Genomic DNA, 16,601 nt, shown 5'->3' on the forward strand with positions numbered 1-16,601 from the left:
GATGCGCCCCTGGAACATCCCTGGCCGGTTACGGAGCGGGTGGCTGGAGGTCACCCCGTCCCAGTGGAAGGCGATGTTCGCCGCCTGGATCGGCTATCTCCTGGACGGCTTCGACTTCGTCCTGATCACGCTGGTGCTGACCGACATCGCCGACGAATTCCACCTGCGCACCGCCACCGCCGCCTCGCTGATCTCCGGCGCCTTCATCACCCGATGGCTGGGCGGCGCCGCATTGGGCGCGATGGGCGACCGCTACGGCCGCCGGGCCGCCATGATCACCAGCATTCTGCTCTATTCGCTCGGCACCTTCGCCTGTGGGTTCGCCTGGGATTACACCAGTTTGTTCGTCGCCCGGCTGGTCATCGGTCTGGGCATGGCGGGGGAGTACAGCGCCGGCGCAACGTATGTGCTGGAGAGCTGGCCCACCCGATGGCGTAACCGGGCTTCCGGATTCCTGATCTCCGGTTACGCGGGCGGCACCGTCCTCGCGGCCGAGCTCTACAAATGGGTGGTCCCGCACGGGGGCTGGCGCTGGATGTTCTGGATCGGCGTACTGCCCGTCCTGGTCGCCGTCTGGGTGCGCAGATCGCTGCCGGAGGCCGGTGACTGGCAGCGGCAGATCGCCGCCCGTCCGGACGGGGAACGCCCCAACCCCTTCCGGCCGTTGTTCACCGGTCGCATCCGGGGCTGGGGCAACACGGCGCTGGCGGCGACCGCCTCGGTCGCGCTGTTCTGCGTGTTCACGCCCGTCGGCGCCGGTGGTGTCCCCTGGCTGTCGGGCGTCGCCGCGCTGTGTCTGATCGCGTTCGCCGTGCAGCTCGGCGGCCGCCGGGGATGGCTGCTGTACGTCTCCCTCATGGCGACGGTCTTCTGCGCCTTCCTCTACAGCTGGCCGATCCAGGCCCTGCTACCCACCTACCTCAAGACCGACCTCGGATACGCCCCCGCGCAGGTCACCGACGTGATGTTCTACGCGGGCTTCGGGACCATGGCGGGCTGCTGGCTGGCGGGCTTCGTCGGCGACCTGCTCGGCACCCGCCGCGCCTACGCGTACACCCTGCTGGCCTCACTGGCCTTCGTCTTTCCGGTCTTCGCGGTACGGGACAGTCTCCCGGCGCTCGGAGTGCTCATCTTCGTGCTGCTCGCGCTCGGCCAGGGCATCTCGGGGATCCTGCCGAAGTACCTCGCCGGCCACTTCCCGACCGCCACCCGCGCCGCCTCCCTGGGCTTTGTCTACAACGTCGGGGCCCTGGGCGGGGCGGTGGCGCCCGTCCTCGGGGCCCGACTGGCCGAAGGCATGCCCCTGGGGCGGGCGCTCGCCGTGCTCACCTTCGGGCTGACGCTCGTCGTCATCCTCCTGGTGGGCGGCAACATTCCTCAGCGACTGGGACGCCTTGCGGACCGTCGGGCGCCCGATGACCACCTCGTACCGGAGGCCGGGGGAACGGGGACCCTTCCCGCGGGGGCGGCGCCCGGCCCGGCCTTCGGGGACGCGGCCCCCGACGCGCCATAGCGGTGCCCGGCGCGACGGGCACCACAGCCGGGCCGGACGGGGCGGGCGCCGTGCTCGGGCTGTGCGCCGCGCGAGCCGACGGCGTGGCGCCTTGTGGAGCCGGGCAGGCATGGCGGCAGGCGTGCCGCTGCCGGCCGGGCGTCCGGCGCTCCGCGGGGCCGTTGTCAGTGGTCGCCGTTAGCGTGGAATGCGTTGGCCGGCCCGCGCGGTGTGCGCGTGGGCCGGGCGGTACCGCAGACGGTGCCGTACGGGGGACGGACGTGGAGGAAGTCATGGCGAAGGCGTCGGATCCGGCGGCGGTGCGGGAGCAGGTGCGGGCGTTCGCGCTGGCCCTGCCCGGAGCCGTGGAGGAGTTTCCGTGGGGCGAGAGCGTCATCAAGGTCAACAAAAAGGTCTTCGTCTACCTCGGGGTCGATGACGGCAGCCATCCGCGCGGGGTCACGCTGAAACTCAAGGACCCGGAGGCGCATGCCCATGCGCTGACCTCGCCCGGCGCCAAGCCCGCCGGTTACGGCCTGGGCGCGTCCGGATGGGTCCAGGTCCCCCTGGAGGAGCAGGGCGCTCCGCCGGCCGAGCTGCTCTGCGACTGGGCGGAGGAGTCGTATCGCGTCATAGCCCCCAAGAAGCTCATCGCCGAGCTCGACGGGGGATAGCGGCGCAGCGGCAGCAGACGCGCAAAGGCCCGTGACGGCGATGGCAGTTGAGCATCGACGGCACGGGCCTTTTCCGCGGTTGCCACCTGGCATGAGGGGCTTGTGGAAAGTGGAACACGTTCTTAACATCACGAGTGTTACATCAGAAGTGTCACAGTGCGGAAAGGCATGGGGCGCGATGACAGAGTCAGGGAACGGCCCGCTGAGCGGGGTGCGGGTCGTCGAACTCGCAGGCATCGGCCCCGGCCCCTTCGCGGCCATGCTGCTGGCCGACCTCGGCGCCGATGTCGTCCGCGTCGACCGCCCCGGAGGCGCGGGGCTGGGCATCGACCCCGCGTACGACCTCACCAACCGCAACAAACGCTCCGTGCTGGTGGATCTCAAGACCCCCGAGGGGGTGGCGCAGGTACGGGAACTGGTCGCCCGCGCCGATGTGCTGGTGGAGGGCTACCGCCCCGGCGTGGCCGAGCGGCTGGGCGTGGGCCCCGAGGAGTGCCTGGCGCTCAACCCCCGGCTGGTCTACGGCCGGATGACGGGCTGGGGGCAGCAGGGCCCGCTCGCCGACACCGCCGGACACGACATCGGCTATATCGCCATCACGGGCGCCCTCGGCATGATCGGCTCGCCCGACGGCCCGCCCGCCATCCCCGCCAACCTCGTCGGTGACTACGCCGGCGGCTCTCTCTACCTCGTCATCGGCATCCTCGCCGCCCTCCAGCACGCCCGCAGCGAAGACGGCAGGGGCCAGATCGTCGATGCCGCCATCGTCGACGGCACGGCCCATCTGACGGCGATGATCCACGGCATGCTGGCGGCCGGCGGCTGGCAGGACCGGCGCGGCAGCAATCTGCTGGACGGCGGCGCACCCTTCTACGGCACCTACGAGACCGCCGACGGCGGCCATATGGCGGTCGGCGCGCTGGAGAAGCGCTTCTATGGCGAGTTCATCCGGCTGCTGGGCCTCGCACAGGAGGTCCCCGACCGCGATGACCTCGCCGCTTGGACGGAGCTGCGCGCGGCCATCGCCGCGCGCTTCAGGACCCGGACCCGCGAGGAGTGGACGGCGGTCTTCCAGGGGTCCGACGCCTGTGTCGCGCCCGTGCTCTCCCTCCGCGAGGCCCCGCAGCATCCGCATCTCGCCGCCCGCGGCACCTTCGTCGAGCACGGCGGGATCACCCAGCCCGCGCCCGCGCCGCGGTTCTCGCGCACGCCGGGGGCGCTCCGCCGACCACCCGCACGGCCCGGTGCGGACACCGCGGAGATCGCGCGCGACTGGCAGGCACCCAGCCTCCTCGCCGCGCCGCCGCCGGGCCCGTCCGACGCCCCGTCCGGCGGCCGAGCCCGCGCCGAGCAGAAGGACACAGCCGGCTGAGGGGCCGCTGCCCGCCAAGCCGACCGAGACCGTCACACACTGGCTCTGAGGAGGGCCCCGACAGATGAAGCGCCAGATCTTCACCGCGGACCACGACGCGTTCCGCGAGACCGTCCGGACCTTCCTCACCAGGGAAGTGACGCCGCATTACGAGCAGTGGGAGAAGGACGGCATCGTCAGCCGCGACGCCTGGCGGGCGGCCGGCGCCCAGGGGCTGCTGGGACTCGCGGTGCCCGAGGAGTACGGCGGGGGCGGACAGCCCGACTTCCGCTACAGCGTGGTGCTGGCCGAGGAGTTCACCCGGGCGGGCGCCGCCGGGCTCGCCGTGGGCCTGCACAACGACATCATCGGCCCCTATCTGACGACGCTCGCCACCGACGAGCAGAAGCGCCGCTGGCTGCCCGGCTTCTGCAGCGGCGAGATCATCACCGCCATCGCGATGACCGAGCCCGGCGCCGGCTCCGACCTGCAGGGCATCCGCACCCACGCCGAGGACGCCGGCGACCACTGGATCCTCAACGGTTCCAAGACCTTCATCTCCAACGGCATCCTCGCCGACCTGGTTATCGTCGTGGCCAGGACGACGCCGGAGGGCGGGGCGCACGGTCTGAGCCTGCTGGTCGTCGAGCGGGGCATGGCGGGTTTCGAGCGCGGCCGCAACCTCGACAAGATCGGCCAGAAGGCCCAGGACACCGCCGAGCTGTTCTTCCACGACGTCCGCGTCCCCAAGGAGAATCTGCTCGGCGAGCTGAACGGCGCCTTCATCCACCTGATGACCCATCTCGCGCAGGAGCGGATGAACATCGCCGTCTCCGGGATCGCCGCCGCCGAACATCTGCTGGAGATCACCAGCCGGTACGTCAAGGAGCGCGAGGCGTTCGGACGGCCGCTGTCCAAGCTCCAGCACATCCGCTTCGAGATAGCCGAGATGGCCACCGAATGCGCCGTCACCCGCGCCTTCGTCGACCGCTGTATCGCCGACCACACCGCCGGCGAGCTGGACGCGACGCATGCCTCGATGGCCAAGTGGTGGGCCACCGAGCTGCAAAAACGCGTCGCCGACCGCTGTCTGCAACTCCATGGCGGATACGGCTATATGGCCGAATACCGCGTGGCCAAGGCCTTCACCGACGGCCGCATCCAGACGATCTACGGAGGGACCACCGAGATCATGAAGGAGATCATCGGACGCTCCCTGCTGGACTGACCCGGACGGCCCCGGACCACTCGCTGCCCCTGCCCCACCCTCATGCGAAAGGCTTGTTGACTTGAGTACCGAAGCGTACGTATACGACGCGATCCGCACCCCGCGCGGCCGCGGCAAGGCCACCGGCGCGCTGCACGGCACCAAGCCGATCGACCTGGTCGTCGGACTGATCCACGAAGTGCGCCGGCGCTTCCCCGGACTCGACCCGGCCGCCGTCGACGACATCGTGCTCGGCGTGGTCGGCCCGGTCGGCGACCAGGGATCCGACATCGCGCGGATCGCGGCGATCGCCGCCGGCCTGCCCGACACGGTCGCCGGCGTCCAGGAGAACCGCTTCTGTGCGTCGGGTCTCGAAGCCGTCAACATGGCCGCGGCCAAGGTGCGTTCGGGCTGGGAGGACCTGGTCCTGGCGGGCGGTGTCGAATCCATGTCCCGGGTCCCGATGGCCTCCGACGGCGGCGCCTGGTTCGCCGACCCGATGACCAACTTCGACACCGGCTTCGTCCCGCAGGGCATCGGCGCCGACCTGATCGCCACCATCGAGGGCTACACCCGGCGCGATGTCGACGAATTCGCCGCGCTCTCCCAGGAGCGCGCCGCCGAGGCCTGGAAGGACGGCCGCTTCGACCGCTCCGTCGTCCCGGTGCGCGACCGCAACGGCCTGGTCGTCCTCGACCACGACGAGCACATGCGGCCCGGCACCACCGCCGACTCCCTGGCCGGCCTCAAGCCGTCCTTCGCCACGATCGGTGACGCGGGCGGCTTCGACGCGGTCGCCCTGCAGAAGTACCACTGGGTCGAGAAGATCGACCACGTCCACCACGCGGGCAACTCCTCCGGCATCGTGGACGGCGCGGCGCTCGTCGCCATCGGCTCCAAGGAGGTCGGCGAGCGCTACGGCCTGACCCCGCGGGCCCGCATCCTCTCCGCCGCGGTCTCCGGCTCCGAGCCGACGATCATGCTCACCGGCCCGGCGCCCGCCAGCCGCAAGGCCCTCGCCAAGGCCGGGCTGACCATCGACGACATCGATCTCGTCGAGATCAACGAGGCCTTCGCCGCCGTGGTGCTGCGCTTCGTCAAGGACATGGGCCTGAGCCTGGACAAGGTCAACGTCAACGGCGGCGCCATCGCCCTGGGCCACCCCCTCGGCGCCACCGGCGCCATGATCCTCGGCACCCTGATCGACGAGCTGGAGCGGCAGGACAAGCGCTACGGCCTGGCCACCCTCTGCGTCGGCGGCGGCATGGGTATCGCCACCGTCATCGAGCGCCTCTGACCGCCCGTCCCCACCCCTTACGGAGAAGCCACAGTGAGCGAGTCCCCTGCGTCGTCGACCATCCGCTGGGAACAGGACGAGACCGGCATCGTCACCCTGGTCCTGGACGACCCCGACCAGTCGGCCAACACCATGAACAACGCCTTCAAGGCCTCCCTGACCGCGGTCGCCGACCGCCTGGAGGCCGAGAAGGACAGCATCCGCGGCATCATCTTCACCTCCGCCAAGAAGACCTTCTTCGCCGGCGGTGACCTGCGCGAACTCATCGCCATCACCCCCGCACAGGCCCAGCAGGCCTTCGAGACCGGCAACGGCATCAAGCGCGACCTGCGCCGCATCGAGACCCTCGGCAAGCCCGTCGTCGCCGCGATCAACGGCGCGGCGCTGGGCGGCGGTTACGAGATCGCCCTGGCCTGCCACCACCGCATCGCCCTCGACACCCCCGGCACCAAGATCGGCCTGCCCGAGGTCACCCTCGGCCTGCTGCCCGCCGGCGGCGGCGTCACCCGCACCGTCCGGCTGCTCGGCATCACCGACGCACTGCTGAAGGTGCTCCTCCAGGGCACCCAGTACAACGCCGGCCGGGCCAAGGACGCAGGCCTGATCCACGAGGTCGCGGCCACCCCCGAGGAGCTCCTCGCCAAGGCCCGCGCCTTCGTCGACGAGCACCCCGAGTCCCAGCAGCCCTGGGACGTCAAGGGGTACCGCATCCCCGGCGGCACCCCCGCCCAGCCGAAGTTCGCGGCCAACCTCCCGGCGTTCCCCGCCAACCTCAAGAAGCAGCTGAACGGCGCGCCGTATCCGGCCCCGCGCAACATCCTGGCCGCGGCGGTCGAGGGCTCCCAGGTCGACTTCGAGACCGCGCAGACCATCGAGGCGCGCTACTTCGTCGAGCTGGTGACCGGTCAGGTCTCCAAGAACATGATCCAGGCGTTCTTCTTCGATCTGCAGGCCGTCAACTCGGGAGCCAACCGTCCCAAGGACATCGAGCCGCGCAAGGTCGAGAAGGTCGCGGTCCTCGGCGCCGGGATGATGGGCGCGGGCATCGCCTACTCCTGCGCCAAGGCCGGGATGCAGGTCGTCCTCAAGGACCTCTCCCTGGAGGCGGCCCAGAAGGGCAAGGCGTATGCGGAGGGGCTGCTCGCCAAGGCGCTCTCCCGGGGCCGGACCACCGAGCAGCAGCGCGATGAGCTGCTGGCGCGCATCACGCCCACCGCCGAGCCCGCCGATCTCGCGGGCTGTGACGCCGTCATCGAGGCGGTCTTCGAGGACGTCGGTCTCAAGCACAAGGTGTTCAAGGAGATCCAGCACATCGTCGCCCCCGACGCGCTGCTGTGCTCCAACACCTCCACCCTGCCCATCACGCTGCTGGCCGAAGGCGTCGAGCGGGAGCAGGACTTCATCGGGCTGCACTTCTTCTCGCCGGTCGACAAGATGCCGCTGGTGGAGATCATCAAGGGCGAGCGGACCGGTGACGAGGCGCTGGCCCGCGCCTTCGACCTGGTCCGGCAGATCCGCAAGACTCCGATCGTCGTCAATGACTCGCGGGGCTTCTTCACGTCCCGCGTCATCGGCCACTTCATCAACGAGGGCGTGGCGATGATCGGCGAGGGCCTCGACCCGGTCTCCGTCGAGCAGGCCGCCGCCCAGGCCGGCTATCCGGCCAAGGTGCTGTCGCTGATGGACGAGCTGACCCTGACCCTGCCGCGCAAGATCCGCGAGGAGTCCAAGCGGGCGGTCGAGGAGTCCGGCGGCACCTGGCAGCCGCATCCGGCCGACGCGGTCATCGACCGGATGGTCGACGAGTTCGGCCGCCCCGGCCGCAGCGGCGGCGCCGGCTTCTACGAGTACGGCGACGACGGCAAGCGCGCCGGTCTGTGGCCGGGCCTGCGGGAACACTTCGCCCAGGAGGGCGCCGGCATCCCGTTCGCCGACATGCAGGAGCGGATGCTGTTCTCCGAGGCGCTGGACACCGTCCGCTGCCTGGAGGAGGGCGTGCTCACCTCCGTCGCCGACGCGAACATCGGCTCCATCCTGGGCATCGGCTTCCCCGGCTGGACCGGCGGTGTGCTCCAGTACATCAACGGCTACCAGGGTGGGCCAGGGCGGGAGGAACTCGTCGGTCTGCCCGGATTCGTGGCCCGCGCCCGTGAGCTGCAGGCTGCCTACGGAGACCGGTTCGCGCCGTCCCCGCTGCTGGTCGAAAAGGCCGGGAAGGGCGAGAAGTTCAGCGACTGAACGGTCGGGGGCGGGCCCCGGCGGCCCGCCCCCGTCACCCCTGGGGCCCGTCCCGCCGGCTGCGGTCGCCCTCCTTGCCGAACGACTCCCGCAGCTCCTGCTTCATCGACCGCTGGAAGGCGGTGACCAGTGCCTGCACCACCATCGGCTGCATCTCGGCCGAGAGCGACTTCATCCGCGCCATCTCCTCCTCGTCCGGCCCGCCGTGCCGGTTCGGCTCCCATACCTCGTCCTTGAAGAGCCGGCTGAGCTCCCGGGCCGCCGCGCGGGTGTGCTCGATGACGACGCTGCGCGCCGCGAGGATGGTCTCCAGCGCGATCGGCACGTCCAGAAGGCGCGTGCCCAGATGGAGCAGTCCCGGGTCGACCCGGAAGACACGGGGGTCCTCGGTCCGTACGAGCACGCTCATCGCCGCCAGCCGGTCCACGTCCTCCTCGGTCAGCGCCCGGCCGACCCGCCGCTCCAGCTGTTCCCGGGTCGCGTCCTCCGCCTTGTCCGGTACCCAGCCGGCCACCAGCGCCCGGTGGATGGCCAGATCCTGGGCGCTCAGATCGGGTGGCAGCTGCTCCAGATAGCGCTCGATCGCCGACAGCGTCAGGCCCTGGTGCTGGAGCTCCTCGATGAGCGCGAGCCGCGAGAGGTGGTCCGGTCCGTAGCGGCCGACCCGGCGCGGACCGATCTCCGGCGGCGGCAGCAGACCGCGCGTGCTGTAGAAGCGGATCGTGCGGACCGTGACGCCGGCGCGGGCGGCCAGCTCGTCGACGGTCAGACCGGTGGCGGACTCCCTCATGATTCAACAGTATTGCTGTCTCACCACTCTTGTGAAACCTCTTGCCCCCCTTCTCCGCCGGGCGTACCGCCGCGGGCCCGGCACGTCCGTGGCGCCGGCGCACCTTCTCAGGAGGCCGTCGTGACCACGATCCTGCGCATGCCCGGCGCAGCGGACGAACTCACCCTGCCGGCACTGCTGTTGCGCAATGCCGAGGATCACGGAGGGCTGCCGGCGCTGTCCTGGGCTGACCCCGGCGGCCGGCACACGCTCAGCTGGGCCGAGGTGCGCCACCGGGTCGCCGAGCTGGCGGCCGGGTACCGCTCGCTGGGCGTACGGCGGGGCGAGATCGTCCTCCTCATGATGGGCAACCGCCCCGAGCACTGGCTCAGCGACCTCGCCCTGGTGCATCTGGGCGCGGTGCCGGTGACCGTGTACGGCACCGCGGCGCCCGAGCAGCTCGCCCGGGTCGTCCGGCACAGCAGGGCCCGCCTCGCCGTGGTGGAGGGGGTGCGCGCGGCCGGGCGCTGGACGCCGCTGCTCGACGATGCGGCCGCGTGCCTGGACCGGCTGGTGCTCGTCGACACCGAGGGCGCCGGTGCGGCGGACCGGTTCGTCAGCTGGGCGGCGCTGGCCGCCCGGGGCGCCGAGCGGTACGACCCGGTGGCGTTCGAGGAGGGCCTGCGGCAGGCGGACGCGGCGGATCCGCTCACCGTCGTCTACACCTCCGGCACCACCGGCGAGCCCAAAGGCGTGGTGGTCAGCCACCGCAATGTGGTGCTCAACGCGAGGGCGCTGGACGCCGTGGTGGAGGTGCCGGACCATCCCGACCACCTCTGTTACCTCCCCTTCGCGCATATCGCCGAGCGGATGCTGGGGCTGTATCTGCCGGTCTTCCGGGCCTCTCACGTCCACCTCTGCGCGGACCCGGCCGCGGTGGCCGACGCCGTGCGCGCGCTGCATCCGGCGGAGTTCTTCGGAGTGCCGCGGGTCTGGGAGAAGCTGACGGTGTCGATACGGACCGTAGTGACGCAGCTCCCCGAGGAGCGGCGGGCGGCCGTCGCCGCGGCGGGCGACTGCGCCCGTGCCCACCTCGCCTGTCAGGAGCGAGGGGAGCGCCCGTCCGCCCAGCTGGCGGAGGCGTACCGCAGGGCCAGGGCCGAGGTGCTCGATCCGCTGCTGGCGCCGGCCGGCTTCGACCGGCTGGTGTGGGCGGCGAGCGCGGCCGCACCGATGCCGCCGGACGTGCTGCGGTTCTGGGCCGGTCTGGGCATCGTGATCATGGACGCCTGGGGGCTGACCGAGACGACGGGGGTGGCGACGACCAACGGTCCCGGTGCCTTCCGGAGGGGCTCGGTCGGCCGCCCGCTCGGCGGGGTGGAGCTGCGGACTGCCGCGGACGGGGAGATCGAGGTCCGGGGGCGGACCGTGTGCGCGGGCTATCTGCGGGCCGACGGGTCGGTGGAGCGGATGACCGATGCCGACGGCTGGTTCGCGACGGGCGACATCGGACGGATCGACGAGGGCGGCTTCCTCTGGCTGACCGACCGCAAGAAGGAACTGATCGTGACGTCGACGGGCCGGAATATCGCGCCCGCCCTGGTGGAGAACGTCCTGAAGGAGCACCCGCTCATCGCCCAGGCGCTGGTGTACGGCGACAACCGGCCGTATCTGGTCGCGCTGCTGGTCCTGGACCCGGAGCTGGCCCCCGCCTGGGCGGCACGGCACGGCCTCGGGGGCACCTTGCGGGAGCTGGCCCGGCATCCGGAGGTGCGGGCCGAGATCGAGCGAGCTGTCGGTTCGGCCAACAAACGCCTCAACAGGACTGAACAGGTCAGAAAATTCGCGATGCTGGGCGAGGAGTGGGGTCCGGAATCGGGTGAACTGACGCCCTCTTTCAAAATGAGGCGCCGGGTAATTCACGACAAATTCGGACAAATCTTGGATGGCCTGTACGCGTTGTGATCTTGCGCACAGACGGAGGGGCGCTCTTCAGGGAGGGTGTGCCGTCGACCGGCCGTGCGATCCACGGGATCCGGCCATCGCTCAAGCCTGCCCGAAAGCGAGATACACCAGCAGTGAGCACAGAAACCGTCATCGACTCAGCCCACAGGTCACCTGACGGGGGAAGCGGCGCCCAGCAGGATGCGGGCGACGCGGGCTACAGCAAGGGCCTCAAGGGCCGGCACATCAACATGATCGCCATCGGCGGAGCGATCGGCACCGGCCTGTTCCTGGGCGCCGGCGGCCGGCTGCACTCCGCCGGTCCCGCACTGGCCATCGCCTACGCGGTCTGCGGTCTCTTCGCATTCTTCGTCGTACGCGCCCTGGGCGAGCTGGTGCTGCACCGCCCGTCGTCCGGCTCGTTCGTCTCCTACGCCCGTGAGTTCCTGGGGGAGAAGGGCGCCTACGTCGCCGGATGGATGTACGTCGTCAACTGGTCGACGACCGGTATCGCCGACATCACCGCGATCGCGCTCTACACCCACTACTGGAGCATGTTCACCAGCATCCCCCAGTGGGTCATGGCACTGATCGCGCTCGCGGTCGTGCTGACGGTGAACCTCATCTCCGTGAAGATCTTCGGTGAGCTGGAGTTCTGGTTCGCGATCATCAAGGTCGCCGCGCTGGTCATCTTCATGTTCATCGGCATCTTCCTGCTGGCCACCCAGCACCCGGTCGGCGGCCATGCGCCAGGTCTGAATCTGATCACCGACCACGGCGGCCTCTTCCCGACCGGCATGCTGCCCGTCGTGATCGTGCTCCAGGGTGTGGTCTTCGCCTACTCCGCGGTGGAGCTGGTCGGTGTGACCGCCGGTGAGACCGGTGAGCCGGAGAAGGTCGTGCCGAAGGCCGTCAACTCCATCATGTGGCGGGTCGGCGTCTTCTACGTCGGCTCGGTGATCCTGCTGGCCATGCTGCTGCCGTGGAACAAGTACACCGGCGGTGAGAGCCCCTTCGTCACCGTGCTGTCCAACGTCGGTGTGCCGGCGGCGGGCGATGTGATGAACCTCGTCGTGCTGACCGCGGCGATGTCCAGCCTGAACTCCGGGCTCTACTCCACCGGCCGCATCCTGCGCTCCATGTCGATGGCGGGCTCCGCGCCCAAGTTCGCCGGCCGGATGAACCGCAACCAGGTGCCGTACGGCGGCATCATGCTCACCTCCACGGTGTGTGTGCTGGGCGTCGCGCTCAACTACGTCGTGCCGGGTGAGGCGTTCGAGATCGTGCTGAACATCGCGGCGCTGGGCATCGTCAGCACCTGGTGCACGATCATGGTCTGCCACATGGTGTTCGTGCGCCGGTCGAAGGAGGGCCTGGTCGAGCGGCCGCGCTTCCGGCTGCCGGGCACTCCGGTCACCGACATCGCCACCATCGTCTTCCTGCTCGGCGTCATCGTGCTGATGTGGTTCGACGACGGTGTCGGCCGGCAGACCGTGATGATCATTCCGGTGATCGCCGCCGCGCTGGTGGCCGGCTGGTTCGCGGTCCGCGGCCGGGTGAACCGGATCGCCCAGGAGCGCGAACTGTCGCAGTAGCCACGCAGCAGCGGGGCGCCTGACACCTCGGGGCGGTCGCGGATGCCGGAAGGCGTCCGCGACCGCCCTTGTGCGTCGGGGCCCCGCGCCCGGCGCCGTCCGCCCCTCAGCCGCCGATCAGCGGATAGTGGTCGCTGAGATTGGTGTAGGTGTAGTCCTTGCCCCAGCTGGAGACCGTCCAGGGAGCCGACTCCTCCTTCACCACGGTGTTCTGCCATCCGGCGGGCCGGGCATGGCCGTTGCGGTGCAGTACGTAGTCCAGGTCCTCGCGGGGGTCGTTCGGGTAGCGGTACTTCGCGATCGAGTTTTCCTGGGTGTCGAAGGAATAGGGGTGCCCGGTGCGGCTGTCGGCGGGCGCCAGATCGGCGTTGCCGAGCAGCGCGGGGTACTCGTCGCCGTGTGAGTCGATGTTCAGATCGCCGGCCACCATCACCTCCTCGTCCGCCGGGATGTTCTTGGCGTCCAGGAAGGCGTCCACCTCCTTGAGCTGCTTGGCCCGGTCCGCGGCCGACTCGCCCGCCTTGCAGCCCGAGTCGGTGGACTGGGTGTGGGTGCCGACCACATGCACCTTGGTGCCGTTGACGTCCAACACCGCATAGACGAAGCCCTTGTTGGAGAAGTAGTCCGAACCGCAGGCGTCCCTGTAGACGTACTGCTCCTTGTGGACGATGGGCCACTTGCTCAGCAGCGTGACCCCGCCGTCCTCGGGGGTGGTGGCCGAGTAGGCACCGCCGGTGGAGTCCCAGCCGCTCCGGCTCCGGCCCACTACCGGTGTCTGGTGCGGATACTGCGCCGCGGCCCGGCTCTTCAGCGCATCGGAGGCGGAGTTGTCGAACGCCTCCTGGAGCACGACGACATCGTTGCCCTGGAAGAAGTCCGCGGCCGCGATCGCCTGGGCGCGGTGGTCCTGGCCCCAGTTGGGGTACAGCGTCTTGCTCATGAGGAAGGTGTTGTAGCTGAGCACCTTCAGATGGGGGACGGCGGCGGCCGACGCGGAGGGGGCGGCGGCCACGGTGACGGCGGCGAGAGCCGCGGTGAGGGCCGCGATCCGGGACGTGCGCAGCGGTGAGTGCGGCACTGAATCTCCCTGTGGGGGTGGGGACTTGACTCGGCGACGCTCATCCAACCAGCTGGGGTTACTTCCAGGTAGCCGCTCGGGGGGTGTGAGATGTACGGAGCGAAGCCGTCGGTGGTGAGGGGGCGTCGGATGTGCCGCCACTGCCACTGCCACTGCCGCCGTCGTCGGCCGGTCTCGGTCGCGGGGGCCGCGGCGCGGTGACCGCCCCGAGGTGCGCCTCCCGTCGACCGTCCCGAGGTGCGCCTCCCGTCCGGATCGGGGGGTCGGGGTCTCGGGCGGTGGTGGCGGTGGCGGTGCGCTCGGCCGGTGCGCGGTCCGGCGGTGCGCCGCGGCGCGGTCGCTGCGGCCGGGGTGACGTCGGCCCGGCGGCGCCCCAGGGGGCCGCGGCGTGGAGGGGCCGGCGAGGGTGACGCAGAATCGATCCCCTCCTAAGCCGGTCACGGGGAGCCGCCGTATCATGATTAATGCAATGAATACGGTAAATAACGAACCAAATCCCCCTCCGGTCGGAGGCGTGCTCTGGTCGCTGGTCGGGGACATCCGCATGCTGCTGACCCTGCCGGCCGCGCTGACCATGCAGGTCGCCCACCCCTCGGTAGGAGCCGGAGTGGACGACCACTCCGTGTTCCGCACGGACCCGTGGGGACGCGGCGAGCGGTCGCTGACCTCGCTGCAACTGTGGGTGTACGGCGGCGAGGGCGCGGCCGCGGAGGGGCGCCGGCTGCGCCGGCTGCACAAGGCCATTCAGGGGACCGACGCGCACGGCCACCGATACCACGCGCTCACGCCCTCCTCCTACGCCTGGGTGCACGCCACCGGCTATCCCGTCTTCCGGCACGCCCAGCAGTATCTCGGCCGTCCCTTCACCCAGGCGCAGGAGCGGCAGCTGTACGCGGAGTGGCTCCAGGTCGGCCGGGTGCTGGGCATCCATGACCGCGATATGCCGCAGACCATCGAGGAGTTCTGGCCGTATTACCGCAAGGTCCTTGAGAACGATCTCGAAGTGACCGTCGTGGTCGAGGAGTTGATCGCGCCGGACCAGCCGATCCCGGCCCCCGACCGCGGCCCCCGGTGGCTGCGGCTGCTCCTCCGGCCGCTCTGGCCGTCGCTGTGTCCGTGCTTCACCCGCTTCCGGCGCTTCCTGACGATCGGGCTGATGCCGCCGGACGCCCGCAGCGCCCTCGGTCTGGAGTGGACGGACGCACAGGAGCGCAGGCTGCGCCGCTTCGGGCGGGTGGTGCGCGCCGTGGTGCCGGTGCTTCCGGAGCGGCTGCGGTTCATGCCGATCGCCCGCCGGGCCCGCCGGGCGGCGCGCGGCTGAGGACGCGGTACGCGAGCGGAGCCGGGGGCGCCCCCGGCTCCGCTCGGATCGGCCGGTGAACGGCCTGCTCAGTGCCCGTGTACCCCGTGCACGCCGTGGGTGGCCGCGGCGATCTGCCGCCACGACTTGGGCTCGGCTACGGCCGTGTGCCGCACGCCGAGCGTCCGGCCTGCCGCGCCGGCAGCGGGCCGGGTCGGCTCGAAGAGCCAGGTGTCGAAGAAGCCGTCCAGCGACGTGCCGGACTTCTTCCCGGCGAACTTCACGAAGTCGGCCACCGAGGCGTTGCCGTAGCGGTGCTCCGTCGGCCAGGACTTGAGGATGCCGAAGAACACCTTGTCGCCGACCTTGTTGCGGAGCGCCTGGAGGGCCAGCGCGCCGCGGTCGTAGACCGCGTCGTCGAACTGGTTCTCCGCGCCCGGGTTGCCCGGCCTGACCTTCCAGAACGGGTCATCGGCCGGGTGCTGGGCGTAGACGTAGTCCGCCAGCTGCTGAGCGGTGCCCTCGCCCTCCTTCTCCGACCAGAGCCACTGGCTGTAGGCCGCGAAGCCCTCGTTGATCCAGATGTCCTTCCAGTCCTTGAGCGAGACGCTGTCGCCGTACCACTGGTGCGCCAGCTCGTGCACCACGACGGAGACATTGGTGCCCCGGTCGAAGGCCTTCTTCCCGTAGAACGGACGGGTCTGGGTCTCCAGGGCGTAATGGGCCGGCACGTTCGGCACATAGCCGCCCACCGCATTGAACGGGTAGGGGCCGAAGACGCTCTCCAGCCACTCGGTGGCCTCGGCGGTGCGCGCGATGCTCGCCCTCGCCGACCCCTCGTTCGCGCCGAGGTCCTTGCTGACGGCGTTGATCACCGGCAGGCCGTTCGCGGTGGTGTCGGTGGTGATGTCGAACTTGCCGACGGCCAGCGTCGTCAGATACGTCGCCTGCGGCTTGTCCGAGCGCCAGTTGTAACGCGTCCAGCCCAACTTGGAGGACTGCGAGGCCAGGACGCCGTTGCTGAGCGCCTGAGTGCCGTCCGGGACCGCCACCGAGACGTCGTACGTCGCCTTGTCGGTGGGGTGGTCGTTGCTGGGGAACCACCACACGGCGGCGTCCGGCTCCTGTGCGACCACACCGCCGTCGGGCGTCCGGGCCCAGGCGCTGTAGTTGTCGATCTTCACCTCGGAGGGCTTGTCCGCATAGCGCACGACGACGCTGATCTGCTTGCCCTTCTCCAGCGGAGTGGCCGGGGTGACCTCCAGCTCGTGCTTGCCGGAGGTGGCGAAGCGGGCCTTCTTGCCGTTGACCCGGATCTCGCTGACCTTCAGCGCGAAGTCCAGGTTGAAGCGGGAGAGGTCCTGGGTGGTCGTGGCGAGCAGCGTCGCCGTGCCCTGCAGCAGGTCCGTCTTCGGCTGGTACTTGAGGCGCAGATCGTAGTGGGAAACGTCGTATCCGCCGTTCCCGCTCTCGGGGTAGTAGGTGTCGCCCACACCCGGAGCGCCCGGGGTGAAGTCGGCCGCGGAGGCCGGGACCGCCAGCACCAGGCTGAGTGCGACCGCGCCCGGGACGAGGAGTCTGTGACGCACGAGTCCTCCAACTCGTAGGGGGGATGGCTCTGTTCAGACCCTATGTACTCCGATGAGCCGGCGTCAT

At 70.3% G+C, this 16,601-nt stretch carries 12 protein-coding genes; 9 read left to right on the forward strand and 3 right to left on the reverse strand.

Going from position 1 to position 16,601, the window contains the following annotated elements:
• Window position 1: 1 nt before the first annotated feature.
• From BKA18_RS31370 to BKA18_RS31395, 6 genes are all read left to right on the forward strand, one after another.
• The gene (locus BKA18_RS31370; protein WP_366044863.1) at window positions 2-1,513 is read left to right on the forward strand and encodes a sialate:H+ symport family MFS transporter; all 1,512 of its coding nucleotides are present in this window, start codon (window positions 2-4) and stop codon (window positions 1,511-1,513) included.
• A 272-nt stretch (window positions 1,514-1,785) separates the two neighbouring features.
• A complete protein-coding gene (locus tag BKA18_RS31375) occupies window positions 1,786-2,166 on the forward strand; it encodes an MmcQ/YjbR family DNA-binding protein (protein ID WP_366044644.1) in 381 nt (126 codons plus the stop codon).
• 178 nt (window positions 2,167-2,344) lie between these two features.
• Window positions 2,345-3,538, forward strand: coding sequence for a CaiB/BaiF CoA transferase family protein (locus BKA18_RS31380; RefSeq protein ID WP_366044643.1), 1,194 nt, complete (start codon window positions 2,345-2,347; stop codon window positions 3,536-3,538).
• Window positions 3,539-3,602: 64 nt separating this feature from the next.
• On the forward strand, window positions 3,603-4,745 hold the full coding sequence (locus BKA18_RS31385) for an acyl-CoA dehydrogenase family protein (protein WP_366044642.1): 1,143 nt from the start codon (window positions 3,603-3,605) through the stop codon (window positions 4,743-4,745).
• Window positions 4,746-4,806: 61 nt separating this feature from the next.
• Window positions 4,807-6,021, forward strand: a complete 1,215-nt coding sequence (locus BKA18_RS31390; protein ID WP_030086013.1) for an acetyl-CoA C-acetyltransferase — start codon at window positions 4,807-4,809, stop codon at window positions 6,019-6,021.
• A 33-nt stretch (window positions 6,022-6,054) separates the two neighbouring features.
• On the forward strand, window positions 6,055-8,259 hold the full coding sequence (locus tag BKA18_RS31395; protein WP_366044641.1) for a 3-hydroxyacyl-CoA dehydrogenase NAD-binding domain-containing protein: 2,205 nt from the start codon (window positions 6,055-6,057) through the stop codon (window positions 8,257-8,259).
• A 34-nt stretch (window positions 8,260-8,293) separates the two neighbouring features.
• On the opposite strand, the gene BKA18_RS31400 is transcribed toward BKA18_RS31395, so the two are convergent.
• Window positions 8,294-9,049, reverse strand: coding sequence for a MerR family transcriptional regulator (locus tag BKA18_RS31400; protein WP_366044640.1), 756 nt, complete (start codon window positions 9,047-9,049; stop codon window positions 8,294-8,296).
• Window positions 9,050-9,169: 120 nt separating this feature from the next.
• Between BKA18_RS31400 and BKA18_RS31405 the strand changes: the two genes are divergently transcribed.
• Window positions 9,170-10,993: an AMP-dependent synthetase/ligase gene (locus BKA18_RS31405; protein WP_366044639.1), complete on the forward strand. Its 1,824-nt coding sequence runs from the start codon at window positions 9,170-9,172 to the stop codon at window positions 10,991-10,993.
• A gap of 131 nt (window positions 10,994-11,124) precedes the next feature.
• Window positions 11,125-12,567 carry an amino acid permease gene (locus BKA18_RS31410; RefSeq protein WP_366044862.1) on the forward strand — a complete coding sequence of 481 codons (1,443 nt, stop codon included), beginning with the start codon at window positions 11,125-11,127 and terminating at the stop codon, window positions 12,565-12,567.
• 106 nt (window positions 12,568-12,673) lie between these two features.
• Here the strand turns inward: BKA18_RS31410 and sph are convergent, their stop codons facing one another.
• A complete protein-coding gene (gene sph, locus BKA18_RS31415; protein ID WP_366044638.1) occupies window positions 12,674-13,645 on the reverse strand; it encodes a sphingomyelin phosphodiesterase in 972 nt (323 codons plus the stop codon).
• Window positions 13,646-14,114: 469 nt separating this feature from the next.
• On the opposite strand from sph, the gene BKA18_RS31420 reads away from it, so the two are divergent.
• Window positions 14,115-14,966 carry an oxygenase MpaB family protein gene (locus tag BKA18_RS31420; RefSeq protein WP_366044637.1) on the forward strand — a complete coding sequence of 284 codons (852 nt, stop codon included), beginning with the start codon at window positions 14,115-14,117 and terminating at the stop codon, window positions 14,964-14,966.
• Window positions 14,967-15,034: 68 nt separating this feature from the next.
• Here BKA18_RS31420 and BKA18_RS31425 read toward each other — a convergent pair whose 3' ends face one another.
• Window positions 15,035-16,534: a M1 family metallopeptidase gene (locus BKA18_RS31425; protein ID WP_366044636.1), complete on the reverse strand. Its 1,500-nt coding sequence runs from the start codon at window positions 16,532-16,534 to the stop codon at window positions 15,035-15,037.
• Window positions 16,535-16,601 lie beyond the last annotated feature (67 nt).

It is taken from the genome of Streptomyces auratus, assembly GCF_050433025.1.
Classification (GTDB): Bacteria; Actinomycetota; Actinomycetes; order Streptomycetales; family Streptomycetaceae; genus Streptomyces; species Streptomyces sioyaensis.

Bases quoted from the DNA above. Each gene is read 5' to 3' on its own strand.
- BKA18_RS31370 (WP_366044863.1), top strand. From the start codon at position 2: ATGCGCCCCTGGAACATCCCTGGCCGGTTACGGAGCGGGTGGCTGGAG.
- BKA18_RS31375 (WP_366044644.1), top strand. From the start codon at position 1,786: ATGGCGAAGGCGTCGGATCCGGCGGCGGTGCGGGAGCAGGTGCGGGCG.
- BKA18_RS31380 (WP_366044643.1), top strand. From the start codon at position 2,345: ATGACAGAGTCAGGGAACGGCCCGCTGAGCGGGGTGCGGGTCGTCGAA.
- BKA18_RS31385 (WP_366044642.1), top strand. From the start codon at position 3,603: ATGAAGCGCCAGATCTTCACCGCGGACCACGACGCGTTCCGCGAGACC.
- BKA18_RS31400 (WP_366044640.1), bottom strand. From the start codon at position 9,049: ATGAGGGAGTCCGCCACCGGTCTGACCGTCGACGAGCTGGCCGCCCGC.
- BKA18_RS31420 (WP_366044637.1), top strand. From the start codon at position 14,115: ATGAATACGGTAAATAACGAACCAAATCCCCCTCCGGTCGGAGGCGTG.